General features: G+C 50.1%; 18 protein-coding genes and 1 tRNA gene. 5 read left to right on the plus strand and 14 right to left on the minus strand.

Features of this window, described 5'->3' with window-relative positions; translation table 11 throughout:
• Positions 1-3: 3 nt before the first annotated feature.
• From clpP to LQ229_RS08125, 3 genes are all read right to left on the minus strand, one after another.
• Positions 4-600, minus strand: a complete 597-nt coding sequence (gene clpP, locus LQ229_RS08115) for an ATP-dependent Clp endopeptidase proteolytic subunit ClpP (protein ID WP_216540457.1) — start codon at positions 598-600, stop codon at positions 4-6.
• A 220-nt stretch (positions 601-820) separates the two neighbouring features.
• Positions 821-2107 carry a trigger factor gene (gene tig / locus LQ229_RS08120; RefSeq protein ID WP_216540458.1) on the minus strand — a complete coding sequence of 429 codons (1287 nt, stop codon included), beginning with the start codon at positions 2105-2107 and terminating at the stop codon, positions 821-823.
• A 223-nt stretch (positions 2108-2330) separates the two neighbouring features.
• A complete protein-coding gene (locus LQ229_RS08125) occupies positions 2331-3173 on the minus strand; it encodes a hypothetical protein (protein WP_230191388.1) in 843 nt (280 codons plus the stop codon).
• Positions 3174-3435: 262 nt separating this feature from the next.
• On the opposite strand from LQ229_RS08125, the gene LQ229_RS08130 reads away from it, so the two are divergent.
• A tRNA-Arg gene (locus LQ229_RS08130) sits at positions 3436-3512 on the plus strand.
• A 596-nt stretch (positions 3513-4108) separates the two neighbouring features.
• On the opposite strand, the gene gerQ is transcribed toward LQ229_RS08130, so the two are convergent.
• The 4 genes from gerQ to LQ229_RS08145 all read right to left on the minus strand — a co-directional run bounded on the left by gerQ (position 4109) and on the right by LQ229_RS08145 (position 5862).
• Positions 4109-4507: a spore coat protein GerQ gene (gene gerQ, locus LQ229_RS08135; protein ID WP_230191395.1), complete on the minus strand. Its 399-nt coding sequence runs from the start codon at positions 4505-4507 to the stop codon at positions 4109-4111.
• Positions 4508-4771: 264 nt separating this feature from the next.
• Complete coding sequence (locus LQ229_RS08140) at positions 4772-5194, minus strand: cell wall hydrolase (RefSeq protein ID WP_216540459.1); 423 nt, start codon at positions 5192-5194, stop codon at positions 4772-4774.
• A gap of 140 nt (positions 5195-5334) precedes the next feature.
• Entirely contained in the window at positions 5335-5463 is a 129-nt protein-coding gene (locus LQ229_RS27095; protein ID WP_290370023.1) for a hypothetical protein, read from the minus strand.
• A 12-nt stretch (positions 5464-5475) separates the two neighbouring features.
• A complete protein-coding gene (locus tag LQ229_RS08145; RefSeq protein ID WP_230191389.1) occupies positions 5476-5862 on the minus strand; it encodes a hypothetical protein in 387 nt (128 codons plus the stop codon).
• Positions 5863-5954: 92 nt separating this feature from the next.
• On the opposite strand from LQ229_RS08145, the gene asnB reads away from it, so the two are divergent.
• Together asnB and LQ229_RS08155 are read left to right on the plus strand one after the other, a co-directional pair.
• Positions 5955-7799, plus strand: coding sequence for an asparagine synthase (glutamine-hydrolyzing) (asnB, locus tag LQ229_RS08150; protein WP_216540461.1), 1845 nt, complete (start codon positions 5955-5957; stop codon positions 7797-7799).
• A 77-nt stretch (positions 7800-7876) separates the two neighbouring features.
• Complete coding sequence (locus LQ229_RS08155; RefSeq protein WP_216540462.1) at positions 7877-8257, plus strand: YmaF family protein; 381 nt, start codon at positions 7877-7879, stop codon at positions 8255-8257.
• A 73-nt stretch (positions 8258-8330) separates the two neighbouring features.
• Here the strand turns inward: LQ229_RS08155 and LQ229_RS08160 are convergent, their stop codons facing one another.
• The 3 genes from LQ229_RS08160 to LQ229_RS08170 all read right to left on the minus strand — a co-directional run bounded on the left by LQ229_RS08160 (position 8331) and on the right by LQ229_RS08170 (position 11072).
• Positions 8331-8948: an XTP/dITP diphosphatase gene (locus LQ229_RS08160; protein ID WP_216540463.1), complete on the minus strand. Its 618-nt coding sequence runs from the start codon at positions 8946-8948 to the stop codon at positions 8331-8333.
• 58 nt (positions 8949-9006) lie between these two features.
• Positions 9007-9747, minus strand: a complete 741-nt coding sequence (gene rph, locus LQ229_RS08165) for a ribonuclease PH (protein WP_216540464.1) — start codon at positions 9745-9747, stop codon at positions 9007-9009.
• Positions 9748-9974: 227 nt separating this feature from the next.
• Positions 9975-11072, minus strand: coding sequence for a GerMN domain-containing protein (locus tag LQ229_RS08170; RefSeq protein ID WP_216536525.1), 1098 nt, complete (start codon positions 11070-11072; stop codon positions 9975-9977).
• A 192-nt stretch (positions 11073-11264) separates the two neighbouring features.
• Here LQ229_RS08170 and LQ229_RS08175 point away from each other — a divergent pair, with 192 nt between their 5' ends.
• On the plus strand, positions 11265-11873 hold the full coding sequence (locus LQ229_RS08175; RefSeq protein ID WP_216536526.1) for a phosphatidylglycerophosphatase A: 609 nt from the start codon (positions 11265-11267) through the stop codon (positions 11871-11873).
• Between the two features lie 178 nt (positions 11874-12051).
• Complete coding sequence (locus LQ229_RS08180; protein ID WP_216536527.1) at positions 12052-12486, plus strand: Dps family protein; 435 nt, start codon at positions 12052-12054, stop codon at positions 12484-12486.
• Positions 12487-12519: 33 nt separating this feature from the next.
• Here the strand turns inward: LQ229_RS08180 and LQ229_RS08185 are convergent, their stop codons facing one another.
• The 4 genes from LQ229_RS08185 to LQ229_RS08200 all read right to left on the minus strand — a co-directional run bounded on the left by LQ229_RS08185 (position 12520) and on the right by LQ229_RS08200 (position 17232).
• A complete protein-coding gene (locus tag LQ229_RS08185) occupies positions 12520-13521 on the minus strand; it encodes an MBL fold metallo-hydrolase (RefSeq protein WP_216536528.1) in 1002 nt (333 codons plus the stop codon).
• Between the two features lie 55 nt (positions 13522-13576).
• On the minus strand, positions 13577-14314 hold the full coding sequence (locus LQ229_RS08190) for a class I SAM-dependent methyltransferase (protein ID WP_216536529.1): 738 nt from the start codon (positions 14312-14314) through the stop codon (positions 13577-13579).
• A 197-nt stretch (positions 14315-14511) separates the two neighbouring features.
• Positions 14512-16314: a DNRLRE domain-containing protein gene (locus tag LQ229_RS08195; protein WP_230191390.1), complete on the minus strand. Its 1803-nt coding sequence runs from the start codon at positions 16312-16314 to the stop codon at positions 14512-14514.
• Positions 16315-16347: 33 nt separating this feature from the next.
• Positions 16348-17232: a hypothetical protein gene (locus LQ229_RS08200; RefSeq protein WP_230191391.1), complete on the minus strand. Its 885-nt coding sequence runs from the start codon at positions 17230-17232 to the stop codon at positions 16348-16350.
• Positions 17233-17377: the final 145 nt, after the last annotated feature.

Below are 17377 nucleotides of genomic sequence, written 5' to 3' on the forward strand. Positions count from 1 at the left end.
GTATCACCCCTTATTCATAATGGGACGAGTGAGAATTTCGTCGACCAAGCCGTAAGCTTTCGCTTCTTCCGCACTCATGAAATTGTCACGATCCGTATCGCGTTCTATTTTCTCAAGGGGCTGTCCCGTACAATCCACGTAGATTTGGTTCAGCTTCTGTTTTGTTTTCAGAATCCAGTCGGCATGAATTTTAATATCGGCCGCCTGCCCGCGTACGCCGCCCAAAGGCTGATGGATCATCACTTCGCTGTTCGGCAGCACGTATCGTTTGCCTTTCGCGCCGGCCGTAAGCAACAAGGAACCCATACTGGCCGCCATTCCTACACAAATGGTCGACACGTCCGATTTAATGAAACGCATCGTATCTAAAATGCCAAGCCCCGCCGTAACCGACCCGCCAGGTGAATTGATATACAAGCTGATGTCTTTCTCCGGATCTTCCGCGTCTAGAAACAACAATTGCGCAATCACGAGATTGGCAACATCGTCATCAATCGCGCTCCCCAAAAAAATGATACGGTCCTTCAGCAATCTTGAATATATATCATATGACCGTTCACCGCGATTTGTCTGTTCTACAACCATAGGTACCAGATTCATGCAACCAACCTCTTTTCTTTATAAGCTGTTTCATCCTATTTTAACACGTTCCGATTGCCATGTCATTTTTCCAAGTGGTACAGTTTATGAAGCATGGAAACGGAAATAGAATTCGAAATGCGCGTCAATCTTATGCCACACGGGGAGATGCAATGGATATACGAAGGAAAAAATAAGGCACGCAGCTAATATACGTGCCTTATGGGAAGCCGGTTACTTTTTAATTTTTGCTGTTGTCAACGAGGAACTTGATCGTTTTGCGCAGCGAAACTTCTTCCTTCAAGCTGTCAAGCGAGCCGTTAGCGGCCAAAATATTGCGGATTTCGTCCACCGAACGTTTATACATCTCGGCCATTTTTTCAAGCTCTTCATTGATATCTTCTTCGGTTACTTCGATATTTTCGTCTTTCGCAATTTGTTCGAGCACCAAGTTGTTGCGAACGCGTTTTTCCGCATCGGCGCGCATTTGGTTCTTCATATCGTCCTGAGATTGACCCGAGAAGCTCAGGAACATGTCCAAATTCATTCCCTGCGAACGAAGGCGGTTGTCGAAATCGCGCATCATATGATCCGTTTCCGTCTCGATCATCGCTTCCGGAATATCGATTTCAGCCGCTTCGGCTACTTTTTCGACGATTTCCGCTTCGCGGGCCGCTTCATTTTCTTTTTCTTTGCGTTCTTTCATTTGTTTCGTTAAATCTTGCTTGTACTCTTCCAATGTATCGAATTCGCTCACATCTTTGGCAAACTCGTCGTCGAGAGCCGGAAGCTGCTTGCGTTTGATTTCATGAACTTTTACCTTGAATACCGCAGCTTTGCCGGCCAATTCTTCGGCATGGTAGTTCTCAGGGAACGTTACTTCGACGTCTTTAAAGTCGCCGGTGCCCAAGCCGATCAATTGATCTTCAAACCCTGGAATAAAGCTGTTCGATCCCAATTCCAGCGAATAACGTTCAGCCGTCCCTCCTTCGAACTTCTCGCCGTCGACGGAGCCTTCGAAATCGATCACAACCGTATCGCCGGATTTCGCGGTATCTTCGTCAATGACGGTCAATTCCGCATGGCGCTGCTGCAAGCGTTCCAGTTCGGCGTTCACTTCTTCTTCGGTTACTTCGGCATCCTTCGCAGGAACTTCGATTCCTTTGTATTCCCCAAGTTTCACTTCCGGTTTGACCGTGACTTTCGCTTTGAAGATAAAGCTTTGGCCTTTCCCGAATTGCTCGACATCGACTTCGGGACGATCTACCGGCTCGATTTTCGTTTCTTGCACCGCTTCGGTATACGCTCCAGGAAGCAAAATATCGATCGCGTCTTGGTACAAGCTCTCAACGCCATATCTTGCTTCGAAAATCGGACGAGGCACTTTCCCTTTGCGGAATCCTGGCACGTTTACTTTTTTGACGACTTTTTTGAAAGCCTTGTCCAAAGCGTCGGCAACGCGGTCCGCATCGACTTCGACCTCAAGTACCCCAACGTTCTTCTCTATTTTTTCCCAACTTGCTTTCATTTTATGCATTCCCCTCCAAATAATTAACGTGGGTTCATGCGTATGAATCTTGCGAACATGATCTCATAGCACGATCCAACAATAGTAAACACGATGTATGATTTTATCCGGCTCTCGCACGGAGCGAAAAAAATCGTTCCAAACAACCATTACATTATATACAACATGGCATGTTTTTTCAATCCCGTCAACCGGATTTAGAAAAAAACGTTATCATGCCGGGTCAATCCCCCCCTCCCGGCGTCGTACTCTTCATAAAATCATGCATATGCCTGTAGGCCTGTTCAAAACGAAAACGCAGTTCGTCCGTAATGCCGTAAGCTTCGAGAACGGCTTCCCGCTCGGAACGATCCCCGCCGGATAAAGAATCGTTCATCGCTTGATGCAGCGCGGCGGCCCAAATGTCGATCGAGCGATCGTCATCGTCGAGCATGGTCTCATATACTGCAGTGCCGTACGCCCCCATCGCGAATTGTTCCCACAATTCCTCCGCAAGCAAAGATACGGTAGGATCGTTGATTTCGGTTTGCAGCCTCACCCTCTCCGGCACCGTCAAGATCGACGGGGGAAATTCTTCGAAACGAACGGGAACGGCCTCGATTTCGAGCTTGACCAGCTCCTCCCCCCGATGAAATTCCACGACGCCGGAAGCCCTCCGCTTCTTAAGCGTTTGCAGGATGTGGAACTGTTGCAGCGGATGCAGCTTTTCCGTCTTCAACCACCGCTTCAGCGTATCGTCGATTTGCGGATGGTCGAAATATGTCAACTGTTCGAGCGCCAGCAGTTTCTGAGCGGTTAACGGGCCGCTCGTGACCGATTCCAACGTTTTGGCGACATAATCGCTGTCGCGTTCGATCTTCTCCTGTATATGCCGCTTCATCAGTTCGGCTTCGCCGGCTTCGTCCTCTTCGTCGCTTTCCACAGGCGGCGCAGCCGCATCCGGGAACTCGGCCCGCATCCATTCGAGCAATGCGGTCCATTCATCCTTGTACCGCTCGCTCTCGCCTTGGCAACGCAGCAAAAATTCGAGCAATTCCATCGCTTCCCCGTAACGTTCCGTTTCCAAACAGCGCGTCAGCCGGATTTGGTAATAATCGAGCGTCTTCGGAAATAAAATGATATTGTCCTTTTGAGGTACAGAAGGTTTTGTAATAGGTACACCAACTTTCGTCTGCTCACGTATGCCGCAATTAATTACAGATTATAACCAGTTGAAGGTTCCGACGCAACGCCGCCCGGAATCAAAAAGTTTCTAAAAAAAAGTTGTTGATTTTCTATTTTCCCTATGATATTATAATTCATGTTTCGTCAAAAAAATATTTTCTCTTGTCCCAGTAGCTCAGCTGGATAGAGCAACGGCCTTCTAAGCCGTCGGTCGGGGGTTCGAATCCCTCCTGGGACGCCAGTTTTTATTTAGTATAAAATGTACATACAGCCCGGATCGTTGCTATGAACGATTCGGGCTTTTTCATTTGTTATGGATCGATTCCCGGCCCCGTTTGGGCGTCCATTGGAAAATGTCCAACGAAAATGGCGGATTTATAGATTCTGCCAAGATTCCGTTGGAAAACCTCCAATGGATTTCCGCAATTTCCCCTATTCAACCCCATTTTGGGAATCGTCTATTGGATGAAATCCAATGAAAGGACGTTATGCCGGGGAAAAACGGTGAAAATATTGGACAAAATCCAACGGCAATGATCGATGACAGCTTCCGTCCTATGCCGCGGTCGCTCTCGGCGCAATTTAGCCGGCAAAGGAAACGCTGCCTACGCCAAAGCCGCCGCTAGGCTTAATTCGATGAACCGGCATGGTCTTGCGACAGTCTTCCCCGGAATGAAGCGGCTTTCCGATTCATCAAGGGCCTGCCGGACAAAAGTTCGACGAAGCGAAGCAAAAGTTGACTGTTCAAAACCGCGTCTCGACCTATGTAAACGAATAAAAGCGCAGGCGGACGAATTTACGCCGTTACGATCGCGAATTCGTCCGCTTTTCGATTCATCAGCTCGATTGCTGCTTGCGGGTTGGCGGATTGCCGATCACGCCGGGATACAGGTATGTGAGCGGTTCGTCGAACGTTGCATAGTCGAGATTGACCATCAGCAGAATCGTGCGCATGCCCGTATTCGGGTCGCTTATAATGATATGATCGCGTCCCGCCGCTTCCACGACCCCTCGAAACACTTTCGCGTTCCATTCGCAGTTGTTCTCGTATGTCATATAGAACGTACCGACTTTTCCCAAGTTCAGCCGCAAAATATTTTCAATGTAGGATTGTTGGCCCGTAAGTACGGATGAGGGCAAAACCGTTCCCTGAGGCGTGATCACCCCTCCGCTGGTTACTTGCGGCGGGCAAGCTCCGCCGGCGGCAGGCGACGTCCCGACAGGCGGAAAAGGCAAATTCGGTACGGAAGGCGTTGCCGGAATATTCGGTGCGCCCACCGTTCCCGGCGCGAACGGAAATCCTTGCACATTGCCGCCTCCGGTCGTGCCGGGAGCCGTCGTAGGATAAGATGGGATCACCCCTTCCGGATATTTCGCCGTACCGGGCGCCGCCTGCATTTGATAGCCATAAGGATAGGGGGTTCCCATCCCCGTCATCGTCCCATAATTATAGTTCATTCCACTCATAGGTTCCTCCTCAGAAACTTCAAGTTTTTTGAATTAATAGACTCCTGGGCAATCTTCATAAGTAGGTTGAAAAAAACAATGATTCTTATAAACGCCGGAATTTTGCTGATCGTACCATGTAGCGGGACAGGCGCCGCCCGGCCGAAAAAACCATAGTGAGTTGCTGGCGGGCCATACCCGTTCTCCGCTAATGACTCTCCGGGCCAGACGAATATCCCTGTCTCTCGCCCTTTGATAGAAATATCCTTTCTGCGTCGCTTCAAAGCCTCCCGGGCTCTGAAACACCATTTGCTCCAAATTTCGAATGCCCTGAAAATCCAAGCAATTCGAGAGAACGCGATTGACGCCGACATTCCCGACCATCAGCATCCCTAATTCCCCTTCCCCTTCGGCCTCCGCGCGCATCAAACGCGCCAGCAGCTTCTCGTGTTCGGAGTTCGTATTGATGACGGCCATTGCAGTCCACCCCCTCCCGTATGTGCGTTTAGTCATATACCCATATTCATAGTATTGAGCGAATGCCTAGAGGGTGACTGATTTTTGCCGAAAAAAACTCCCCTTGAAAGGGGAGCCGCTCGATCGCTTGCAAGAAAGGTTTATTTTTTTACGCTTTCGCTCGGATTGTTTTGCGCCGGTTGTTTGGCGTTCTTCGCGATTACTTCTTCCGCGAATTCGGCCTGATGCGAATATTTATTTCCTTTATTCGGTTTATACCGTTCAGCCATCGTTATCCTCCGTTACAAATTCGATTTGAGTTGCTCGCGTATGCCGCTATACGCCAATATTTCCTGCTTGAACGTTTCCCGCTGCCATCGCGCGTCCGTTCGTCCTCCGGAGGCGAACGCCTCGTCGCTTATTTGTTGGTATGCTTCATGAAGATTGTTCTCAAACCAGTCGATCGCCAAATCGGAGTCGTTGCGCACGACCTCCACCATTTCGTATTGATCGATTCCCGTTTTGACAAAATATGCGACCAAAGGAACATCGCCATCGCCGAGCGGCGTCACTTGAACCGCCGCACAGCGTCTGCCGCCCCGTTCCGTTATGCCGCTATATTTCACGCTGTCAATGGAATACATCGCATTCTCCTCTTTTGCCTTTTTCGTAGGTTCCCCTCCGGACATACATTTTATGCCCTTTTTCCGCATATACCTTTTATCATCGCTATATGTTCGGTGGACTGTCTGTCGAATCATGCGGGAAGGAGATGAGCTCGATGTGTGGAATAACAGGTTGGATTGACTGGGAGAGAGATTTGACGCAAGATTCATCCATCCTGGAGAATATGACAGAATCGCTGGCTTTACGGGGACCGGATGCTTCCGGAACGTGGATCTCCGGATCATGCGCTCTCGGGCATCGCCGCTTAAGCGTCATCGATCCGCAGAACGGAGCTCAACCGATGGTGCGCTTTGCCGGCGATCATACCTATTCGATCGTGTATAACGGAGAATTGTATAACGCGGCGGAGCTTCGAGGGGAGTTGGAAGCGCGCGGCCATCGGTTCCGCACGTCATGCGATACGGAAGTGCTGCTTGTTTCCTATATAGAGTGGGGGCCATCTTGCGTGGAACGGTTAAACGGGATTTTCGCCTTTGCCGTCTGGGACGAATCGGAACAGCATTTGTTTCTGGCCCGCGACAGGCTTGGCGTCAAGCCTTTGTTCTATGCGACGGCCGGCGGCGCGTTCATCTTCGGCTCCGAGCCGAAGGCGATTTTGGCTCATCCGAAGGTGGAACCGACGGTCGGACCGGAAGGGCTTGCGGAAATATTCATCGTCGGGCCCGCACGTACGCCCGGCCATGCCGTGTACCGGGAGCTTTCCGAATTGCGTCCGGGATGCTGCCTGTTGTTTCGTCGAAGCGGTTTAAAAATGAACGCCTATTGGAAATTGGAAAGCAGGCCCCATGAAGACGACATAGAGAAAACCGCAGCGCATGTTCGCGATTTGCTGCAAGATACGGTAGAACGGCAATTGGTATCCGACGTGCCGGTATGTTCGCTGTTATCCGGCGGGTTGGATTCAAGCGCGCTGACGGCTCTAGCGGTCGGCTATTACGACAGAACGAAACAAGAGGCGATGAGTACGTATTCGGTCGATTACGTCGATAACGATAAGCATTTTACGGCAAACGTATTTCAACCGAATTCGGATACGCCCTGGATCGAGCGGATGAGCGGCTATCTAGGAACGGAGCATCGCAACGTGCAATTCGATATGCCGGAATTGGTCGAGGCTCTTATTCCGGCCATGCAAGCAAGGGATTTGCCGGGGATGGCGGATATCGACGCTTCCCTCCTATTATTTTGCCGGGAAATTAAAAAGAGCGCGACCGTCGCCATCTCGGGCGAGGCGGCGGATGAAATATTCGGCGGTTATCCGTGGTTTTACCGGGATGAATCGCTGCGGGCCGATACGTTCCCTTGGGCGCTTTATTCCCAACATCGCGCCGACCTGCTCTCGCCGGAAATCGCGGATTGGATTCGCCCGCTAGAATATATTGCGAAGCGGTATGCGGAAGCGCTCGATGAAGTGCCCCGCCTCCCGGGGGAAGACGCGAATAAACAGCGGATGCGCGAAATGTCTTATTTGAACATCACCCGCTTCATGCCTACGCTGCTCGACCGCAAAGACCGAATGAGCATGGGAGCCGGACTGGAGGTTCGCGTTCCGTTCTGCGATCACCGGCTCGTGGAGTACGTGTGGAATATTCCCTGGGAAATCAAAACGGCGGGCGGCAGGGAAAAAGGAATATTGCGCAAAGCGCTGAAAGGCGTCTTGCCGGAGGATGTCCTTCACCGCAAAAAAAGCCCTTATCCGAAAACGCATCATCCCAACTATTTGGCGGCCGTCAAAACATGGTTGAGCAATATATTGGACGATTCCAATTCCCCGCTTCTTCCGTTGATCAATGTGCGTAAAGTGCGGGAGTTGCTCGATTCGGACGCGGCCAATTCCAATTTGCCATGGTTCGGCCAACTGATGAGCGGACCGCAGTTATTCGCCTATTTGGCGCAAGTGGACACATGGTTGAAAACGTATCGCGTGAAAATAAGATAATATCACCAAGCTTCCTATTCGTTCTTGCCACATATGATGATTGTAGCAAGCGATCATAATGAGGAGTGAACGTTTTTATGGAAATACCCGTTACAGGGTTCGTCGTTCATAACGGCGCAGACGACCCGTTGCATTCGCACACGCTTTACATTACAAGTTGGGACGGCAGACCGGTGCACGTCCATTCGTTCTCCGGAGTGACTTCCTTCGACGTCGGTCACCAGCACCGGTATGCCGGCACGACGGAACCGGCGCCTTCGGGCGTTCCGCACGTCCACGAGTATCATACCGTCACTTCGTTCGATGCGGGACATCATCATGTCATTCGCGGCGTGACCGGCCCTGCCGAGCCTTTGCCCGGCGGGGGGCATATCCATTATTTCGAGGGCACTACGACCGTGAACGGAAGCACGCCGCATGTTCATATGTATAGCGGAAGGACCGGAAACGAAGAATAGCCTCGACGCCAAACAAGCACCCCATCCTTATTCCGGATGAGATGCTTGTTTTCATGGGTATGGCGACACGGATTTAACGGGACAGGAGTCCTGTCAATTGCTTGAGCGCCTGTCCGCGATGGCTGATCGCCTGCTTCTCTTCAACCGACAGCTCGGCCATCGTCTTGTGCAAATCCGGCAAATAAAACAACGGATCGTAGCCGAAGCCGCCGGTTCCTCTCGGTTCGACCGTAATATAACCATCGACGGAACCGGTTGCCGTAATCGATTCTTCGCTATCCGGATCGTACAATACGAGCGTGCAAACGAATTGAGCCGCGCTTAACAGCGGGTTCGACTCATCATCGCGCATTTTGCCGAGTTCTTCCAATAACTTTTTGTTATTGTCGGCATCGTTATGATGCTCCCCGGCATAGCGCGCGGAATAGACGCCCGGCGCGCCGTTCAACTTATCGACGCATAGACCGGAATCGTCGGCCAATACGGGAAGCCGCAGCGCCTTGGCTACCGTCTTGGCTTTTTTCATGGCATTCTCTTCAAAGGTCTCGCCATCCTCGACCACATCGGGGATGTCCGGATAGTCGAACATGCTCTCAACACGCTTGCCGAAAGGAGCGAACGCATGCGCGAATTCTTTCACTTTTCCTTGGTTTCTTGTCGCGACTACAATAACGTCTTTTTGCAAATTCATAGCTCGTTCCAACTCCTTAACATGGATATTCAACTGTCGTTCTTCGTTTCAAATATATTTATTTTGCTCCGATTTTTGCGGCGACCGGGCCTAAAGCTTCTTTTTGGATTTCGACCAGTTCAAGAATGCCCAGTTCGGCCAATTCAAGCAACCGATTTAATTCTTCGCGGGCAAACGGCGCTTCCTCCCCCGTTCCTTGCACTTCGACGAACTTCCCGTTGCCTGTCATAACAATATTCATGTCGACTTTGGCTTTCGAATCTTCTTCGTAATTCAAGTCAAGCAATGTTTGGTTATGAATAACGCCAACGCTGACCGACGCCAAAAAATCGGCAATAGGAAACCGGGCTAACTGATGCTGTTCCGCAATTTTGTTGATCGCCATCGCCATCGCCACGAACGAACCGGTAATCGATGTCGTTCTCGTTCCTCCGTCCGCTTGCAACACATCGCAATCAAGCGTAATCGTCCGCTCGCCGAGCGCGTGCAAATCGACGACCGAGCGCAGCGCTCTGCCGATCAATCTTTGAATTTCCATCGTTCTGCCCGACAGTTTGCCTCGAGCGGCCTCGCGTTGGTTGCGGACTTGCGTGGCGCGGGGAAGCATCGAATACTCCGCCGTTACCCATCCTTTGCCTTGCCCTTTCATAAATGGAGGCACCTTCTCATCCACTGTGGCGGTGCAGAGCACTTTCGTGTCCCCCACCTCAATAAGCACCGAACCTTCCGCATATTTGTTCGGATTCGTTATAATGGTAACCGGTCGAAGCTGATCCGTTTTTCGGCCGTGTAATCTCATTCGCCAACCCCCTAAAAGTTTTGTGAGCTGCGCTCCATCGAATCGCTTCGAGCAAAACCTACATCATCGATGTTCGCCTAGTTTTGTCGTCTGCGGTTGTGAAGCGATACTTTAGAATATGTAATTTTTCGACTCCCCTATTCTACCAAAGACGAATGGGAAAAGCACTATTTTGCCAAGGGGGTGAAAAAAAACGGAGATGAGATTCCCCGTTTTTTTACTCGTTTTTACGATTTGACGGCATTAATATGCTCAGGGCGGCCGACCGGTTTGCCGTAATGAATGTCATCCGTTCCGACGATGTCGGACTCTCCGTTCATGTTGATTTTCACTTGTTTCACGTGATTGTTCTCCGTCAAGGTCAGCACGATCGCCTGCAGGAACTCCGACGGCATTTTATCGCCTTTTTCGAATATCTCATCTTCAAGATCGACCGTAATAACCGATTTTTCTTTGTCGTGTTCGATATGTTTCACGGTTGTGCCCGAGGTCATGACCGAAGCCAACGCTTCCGAATGGATCGGCCCGATAATCAACTGCTCGAGCGCCGTTGCGGCGAGATCGTCTGTCGGATTGACCAGCCTGGTGACCGGTACGTAATATTGGAAATGGTCGGCGGTGATCGCCGAGAAATATAATGTAACCGGTACGGTTTGACTATAGGATACGACATCGTCCGCCTTCTCCAAATTGATGCCGATCGCGCGGGTTAGCGGTTTATCGAGCGGAAATTGGTCAATCGGCATTTCGATCAATTTTTTCCCGTCATGCCATAGCTCAACCTGCTCTATGCCCGAAATTCCCGTTAACGTCCATGTTATCGCTTCGACGACTTTTCTTTCGTCCCGCGGACTGTAATCCGCAAATTTCCCCGACAGCTCCACAATCGCCCGCTTCTTGTCTTGTTGTATCGTTACTTGCTTCACTTCCGTCCCTTTCGGCAATACCGCTTGAAACCCGGACGGGATTTTGTCTTTATTCGCGCTGCCGTCGATCAGCATTTCGAGCGATGTTTGGGCCGGGTTATCGGTCTTCGGCACGGAAATCGTAATCGGAGCGAGCAAGCCGTGTTCGTTCCGCAAATATACCGTTAACGGCGAAGCGTTCGGATCCTGCTTTACTTCCTGCCTGATTTCCTGCACCGTTCCTTGGACGGCGGACAGTTGCAGCTCCGACTCCGCCATCATCTGCATTTCAATATCCGGCGGCGGCGGATCGATCGGACGGCTCGACGGACTGGAAAACAAACCACACCCGGACAGCAATAACGGTACGGCAAGCAACGCTCCTACGGCCGGCTTCCGAAACCATGTGCGCATATTCATCCTCATTTCCTCCCTACGCGTTTTTTGCAAAGCGCCGTTTCCCCTCTCCTTACGGATGCCGATGAAATGCATGCGCTTCTATGCTCCATGTCATAGAACAACCTCCCTGTTTGTACTACCATGTATACGAGCCTTGTCTTTGTGATATAACTACTTACCGAAAAAACAAAATCACATCACGAGGTGAATTTCATGGAGGATTCGACTGCCCCGTATTGCTTGAACAGCAAAGAAGTCGCCGAAGCGACGAAAACCTTGCTCGAACAACGAGGGGTACAAAACGAGCAAATCGCCGAATTGGTTATGATATTGCAAAGGAAGTATTACCCTGACTTAACGATGGAAGAATGTCTGGAGAATGTAGAGGCAGTACTGCAAAAACGCGAGGTCCAAAATGCGGTATTGACCGGAATCCAACTCGATATGTTGGCGGAAAAGGGGGAATTGCTGCAACCTTTGCAAAATATGATCCGCAATGACGAAAGCCTGTACGGGGTCGATGAGATTCTCGCCTTCTCGATCGTGAACGTGTACGGAAGCATCGGCTTTACGAACTATGGTTACATCGATAAACTGAAGCCCGGCATACTTGTCCGTTTAAACGACCGGCATGACGGACAAATCCATACGTTTCTCGACGATATTGTCGGCGCCGTCGCCGCGTCCGCGAGCAGCCGCATGGCTCACCGCAAACAAGCGAAGCGCGAGCAGCAGTTGGAAAAAATGCGATCCGCTCATGCGGATGAAAGTGACGCCGCGCCGGATAACGGACCGGAGAGTTGGGGTTGGACCGAGTCGTAAACGATGCGGCAAAAAGGAAGCGTTCATGTAACCGTAAGAATTGGAACGGGGAAAAGTGGAATAATAAACTTACCGCTTCCTGCTTGATTCCTTAGACGAATCGTGTTATTATAATTTTAGTTAGATTATAATAATTCTAATTTAGTATTAATTCTAATAATAAAAAGGAGTGTGCGCTATGAAACCTGTAGTCGACGTATTAAACAAACAACTTGCCAACTGGAACGTATTGTTTGTCAAACTTCACAATTTCCATTGGTATGTCAAAGGCGAGCAATTTTTCACGCTTCATGCCAAATTCGAGGAATTGTACGGGGAAGCCGCGCAATATGTTGACGACTTGGCCGAACGTGTTCTCGCGGTGCAAGGCACGCCGCTGGCGACGATGAAAGATTATTTGGCAACCGCAACCGTAGCGGAAGCGAAAGGCGGCGAAACCGCTCAACAAATGGTACAAGCAATCGCCGACGATTTCACGAAACTGATTGGCGAATTGCAAGCTGGAATGGAAATCGCGCAAGCGAATAACGACGAATCGACTTCCGATATGCTGCTCGGCATCCATACGAGCTTGGAGAAACACGTATGGATGCTTCGCTCGTTTCTTGCATAAATCGCCCTATTCGCAAGCGAACCCCCGGTGAATTCACCGGGGGTTGTACTTTCTAAAGACGATTTGTCCGTCACGCTCTTCTTCCCGTATTCGATCCAATCGTTTCAACTCGATCAAATGAGCCAACGTCTCGGACATGGCAAAGCGGATCTGATGGATCGTCAGCCTCTTGCCGAACAGGGCGACGCATACCTGATAGGCCGTTTGCGGTTCGCAGAGCAGTTCCATCGTATCGTTCAGGCGGCTTTCATGATGAGCGAGAAGCTCGCCGACGCGCTCTTGGAAATTCGTAAACGGATTGCGATGCCCGGGATAAGCCCGCTCCACTTCATAATGGCGCAAGGAACGCAAACTTTCCAGGAACGACTCCAGCGGGCTCGGATCGCTGCCCGGCAAATAACTGACATTAGGCGAAATTTGCGGCAGCACTTGATCGCCGCAGAACATTTCGCGAGTCTCGGCGTCGTAAAAACATAGATGTCCGGCCGCATGGCCGGGAGCAGTCACGAGCAGCCAATGCCTGTCGCCGATTCGAAACGACTGTCCCGTCCCGGCGTCGATATAACGCACTTCAAGCGGATGCGGCGATACAAGAGGCAAGAAGCCGTCCATATGCGGGATGATTTGGTCCGAGACGCTCTTCTCCATGCCATGCCGCACGTATAATGCGTGGAGCCGGCTTGTCATCGTTTGCTCGGGTCCCCACATCATTTGCGCATGCTCGCAACCGATGCGCGACATCCATACGGGGGCGCCGGTCTCCCGTTGAAACCAGCCTGCAAGCCCGTAATGATCCGGGTGATAATGCGTCAATACGATTTGTTCGATATCGGAGAAGGCGAGGCCCAATTCCGCCATTGCCTTTCGCCAAGCTTGCACGGCGTCTTCGGTATGCAAACCGGGATCGATCAACGTGTATCCGCCGCTTCCGCGAACGACATAGCTGTTGACCCAGCGCAGCGAAAACGGCAGCGGTATTTTGACCTGAGTGATGTTCCCGCTCCAATGCGTTAGTTCTGGATATGATACTCCCAATGGATCGACTCTCCTTTATCGGTTGATGCAGGCAATTCTATATAAACGGATAAATTCAGTCTGCTTGCCCGACAAAAATCATTCGCGGCGACAGCGTCGCGTCGTAAGGTATATTTTCGTCGTAACCTCCGTATACACGCTCCGCGCGCAATCCCGCTTGCTGCAGCATGTCCGTCAATTGCGGCAAACGATACAGTTTCACCCGCTCCAAATATTCTCTCTTCCCGCCTTTTTGATCGGAAATGGCAATTGTCTTTTTTACATAACCGTCTTCAATCCGCCGCTTCTCCGTAATCGTTACACCGTCTTCCTCCCGTTCGGAGAAGGGGACGAGATGCCTTTCCACATAAGACGAATTCAAATAATCGATGATGAATTGTCCTCCCGGCTTTAAGACACGCTTCATTTCCCGCAGCACTTGCAAATGTTCTCCGTCCTCCTCGAAGTAGCCGAAAGACGTAAACAAATTAACGACTGCATCGAACTGCATACTATCCAACGGCAGCCTGCGCATATCTCCATTGAGCCAACGAATGCGGCCTTCCCGATCGCTCTTGCGCGCTTCATCGAGCAGCGTCTCCGACAAATCGACTCCAGTCACCTCATAGCCGGCGTCCGCCAGCGCCTGCGAATGGCGTCCCATCCCGCAGCATAAATCAAGCACCCGAGCCCGCGGCGCAAGGCGCAGCCAGCCGATCATTTTGCGCACTTCCTCGTACGCTCCTTGCAGATCGCGGTGCTTATAGACGAGGAGATAGTCTTGTCCGAAACTGCGCTCAAACCACTCGCACATGCTGTCAACCTCTCTTCTGCCTAGTTATCTTCCTTATTGTAATAGATATTCGATGTTTTTAGAAGGCTCTGGAAAGCGGCGGCAGGCCCCTATTTTTGGCGAAGCGGGGTAAGCAGAATAAAGGTGGCGCAAAGAGTATCCGTTGCGGGTAATCTTTTTCTATACGCCACATGTTCAAATGCTATACTGATCGGGTTCTACAAAATGTAATAATACGCTTTCGCCGTACCCTTCAACAAAATTCTGGAATGCAAGTCGCTGGCGTCGCGTTGACGAATAAGCGCAAAAGCATCCAAATCGTCCTCGCCCTTTATTCTCGGGTAGAGAAACGCATGGATCTCCGGGACGCTCACGGCAATCGTTGAGTCAATGTCGCTGAATGTTCGCACATCCAACGTGGCAACCAATTGCGAATGCTGATGAATTGTAATGCACGCATTCACGTCTTCTTGGTAAGGTACATAGATCGCCGAATCTAACGAATTTTCATAGGTTACTTCAATCGTTGCTTGTACAAACGGTATCGCAATGCGAACAAAGCCGTCCTTTTCCCTGTAAAATGGAATGTGAAATCGACTGTTCAAATCCGATTGATCGCTGACTCTGATCGTTACGGAACTATCCATAAAAGGCAGACTTGTACGGATAGTGGCTTTCAGATCCGACTCCTCTTGCGTTTTGACGGTAAGCGTAGCGGGCAATTCACTCATTCTGACCGCGCTCACTTCGATCTCTGCAAGCATATGCGGAATCGAAGCATACAAGCAGCCTTCCGTTTCCGTTTTTGCGGGAACCCACATGAAGCTTTCTAGGCTCGCATTGCGATCGACGGTAATAACGGCCGATTTTTCCTTATGGCTGATACGAATGTACGAATCGAGCGATTCTACCGCTTTTATTGCTACCGCTATTGTTGCGGCTAAGTCGTCTTCATCATTGACGCCGACCGTAAGAATACTGTGGAGCGCCCTACGGCTACTACCGATCGTTGCCGGCGTATCTACCCATACCGGATCTTCGGGCCGATGCACAAAAATAGTGGAATCAAAATATTCCATGCCTATATAATCGCGAACGACAATACGGCCCGCGCGTTCAATGCTGCCCACGCCAACGATCAATATCGTAGCGTCCGTCTCCGTTCGGCCTATGCTGTATACTAAATCGGAGACGTATCGAAACTCGAGTTGAGGCGGCCTGCCGGACTCTCTTGTATAGAAAGAGATTGCATAATCGTCCGGCGATTTTATAATAAATCCGTAAGGAAACAAACTGCCGTCCTGCCATCTCTTCGCAATACTTAGAACATCAAATTCGATATACTGATCTTTGCGGTTTAGACTATATTCCGACGACAACAGTTCCACGGAATAAGGTTTATTGGCATGGGTTACGCCCATTTCCGACCAATAGGTGTTCGGCTGGTGCAGTTGGATCGTTGCGTTATCCGGAAGGACACCGGAATAATAAATTTTCAGTTTCGCCTTTTCCAGTGCGAATAAATCCGGTATGAGCTCTTGTAAACGGCCGAAATGGATAAAAGAATCGAAAGACTCCCCTTTATCGGATCCGACCAGCATTCGTTGCATATCGCCGTAGTTGATCGTTTGCAAATCGCTCCGGCTGCGCGTCGTCGCATCCGCAACAGGCGGGAAAACGGCATCGATTCTCGGGGCTTCCAGCAATTCAAAACGGCCGTACATCTGATTATGCGGTCTAACTTCAATCGTTGCGTTAATGAAGATGGATTCCATCGTTGTGATGGAAGCGTGCAAATCACCCTCTCCGCGGTACATAATGAACATTGCGGAGGCCAGATCGCTCGCTCTTTCGACTCTAGGCGTTATCCTTGCATCCACATCGCTGTTTGCGAGTATCGCAACCGTCATGGAAGAGTCCAGATCTTCCCTGCCGGAACCGTACAGGTGAAACTTCCCCTTCATCGAGTTCGTCGAGCTTTTTATTAAAATAGAAGAATCCAAATCATGATAGTCAATCAATCGTCACCACTTCCGATCTCATTGTATTGAGACTTACACTTTATCCGCTCTTGCCCGAATTTCAAATTCTCCATTGGGAACCGGCCTGGCCTCAATATCAGTTGAAATGCGAACATAGAATTCTACAACATCGTCTTCCTGCAAAATTTGGCTGAACAACAATTTGTCCTCGCCGATAAACGGCTTATTTTTCCGCGACAACTCCACTCTGACTCCATCGGGCAAAGCAACGTTCTGCGCTTCCAATGTGAGATTCGTGATACCATAACCAAGCTGGTTTTTCACTTGAACTCGTTGGTCAATCGTCGTCTGGCCGGCAACGATCACTCCGAAATCCAAATATTTGAGAATGCCGCCGAACGTATCCGAGTAATAATTGCCCGTCTCGTCCATGAACATAATGCCGGAGTACGTGCCGACAAACGTCGTTTCCCAAACGTCGGTTTGACCCCAGTAGTCTTGGAATTCGACTCTCAGCTTATTTTCTTGCCCGAATTTCAACTCTTTTTCCGACAGATAAAGGGAGATGTCCAACGGCGAAGGAGCTAATGGCGTAAACTGGCCGGACTCGGGATAATAAATCTCGTCATTTAAGAATACGCGATATTGCACGTTCGTCTGATCGGCGTCGTCTATTTGTCCCGTTAATTTATTTCCGCTAACCTGCAATTGAATCGTTGCGGTCGTATTTAATAAATAAAACGCCAAATCTTTCATTTTGACGTCGTTAATGTTCGCTTTGCTAATCACTTTTACGAGATCGATCGCAGCTTCTTCATTTTCAGTTTCAGCTTTTTCTTCGATGTAATAACCGAGTCTCGTCGTATCGTTCATCTTCGATTGCAGGGCAGCTGTTGGGATTTGGTTTACTTCGTCGGTCGTCATACCGTTTTGAATCAACGCGGCTTTGTCGTTCATATCGATCCATTGCCATCCTGTTTACGCTGAAGCATAATGCCCGAAAGCTGACGGTATTGCCTGTCCAGGGATTGACGAATATAATGTCCGTATCACAGAAAAGGAAAAGGATGCCTCCATATAGCGTGAGCCTGTTCGCGCAAGC

The sequence above is a fragment of the Paenibacillus sp. CECT 9249 genome (assembly GCF_918697855.1).
Taxonomy (GTDB): Bacteria; Bacillota; Bacilli; order Paenibacillales; family Paenibacillaceae; genus MSJ-34.

Excerpts from the sequence above, each read along its gene's own strand:
- LQ229_RS08200 (WP_230191391.1), bottom strand. The coding sequence starts at position 17,232 with ATGAACGACAAAGCCGCGTTGATTCAAAACGGTATGACGACCGACGAA.
- LQ229_RS08140 (WP_216540459.1), bottom strand. The coding sequence starts at position 5,194 with ATGGCCGTCATCAATACGAACTCCGAACACGAGAAGCTGCTGGCGCGT.
- rph (WP_216540464.1), bottom strand. The coding sequence starts at position 9,747 with ATGAGATTACACGGCCGAAAAACGGATCAGCTTCGACCGGTTACCATT.
- LQ229_RS08160 (WP_216540463.1), bottom strand. The coding sequence starts at position 8,948 with ATGAATTTGCAAAAAGACGTTATTGTAGTCGCGACAAGAAACCAAGGA.
- asnB (WP_216540461.1), top strand. The coding sequence starts at position 5,955 with ATGTGTGGAATAACAGGTTGGATTGACTGGGAGAGAGATTTGACGCAA.
- LQ229_RS08180 (WP_216536527.1), top strand. The coding sequence starts at position 12,052 with ATGAAACCTGTAGTCGACGTATTAAACAAACAACTTGCCAACTGGAAC.
- tig (WP_216540458.1), bottom strand. The coding sequence starts at position 2,107 with ATGAAAGCAAGTTGGGAAAAAATAGAGAAGAACGTTGGGGTACTTGAG.
- LQ229_RS08190 (WP_216536529.1), bottom strand. The coding sequence starts at position 14,314 with ATGTGCGAGTGGTTTGAGCGCAGTTTCGGACAAGACTATCTCCTCGTC.
- LQ229_RS27095 (WP_290370023.1), bottom strand. The coding sequence starts at position 5,463 with ATGGCTGAACGGTATAAACCGAATAAAGGAAATAAATATTCGCATCAG.
- LQ229_RS08145 (WP_230191389.1), bottom strand. The coding sequence starts at position 5,862 with ATGTCCGGAGGGGAACCTACGAAAAAGGCAAAAGAGGAGAATGCGATG.
- LQ229_RS08175 (WP_216536526.1), top strand. The coding sequence starts at position 11,265 with ATGGAGGATTCGACTGCCCCGTATTGCTTGAACAGCAAAGAAGTCGCC.
- clpP (WP_216540457.1), bottom strand. The coding sequence starts at position 600 with ATGAATCTGGTACCTATGGTTGTAGAACAGACAAATCGCGGTGAACGG.
- LQ229_RS08155 (WP_216540462.1), top strand. The coding sequence starts at position 7,877 with ATGGAAATACCCGTTACAGGGTTCGTCGTTCATAACGGCGCAGACGAC.
- LQ229_RS08170 (WP_216536525.1), bottom strand. The coding sequence starts at position 11,072 with ATGAATATGCGCACATGGTTTCGGAAGCCGGCCGTAGGAGCGTTGCTT.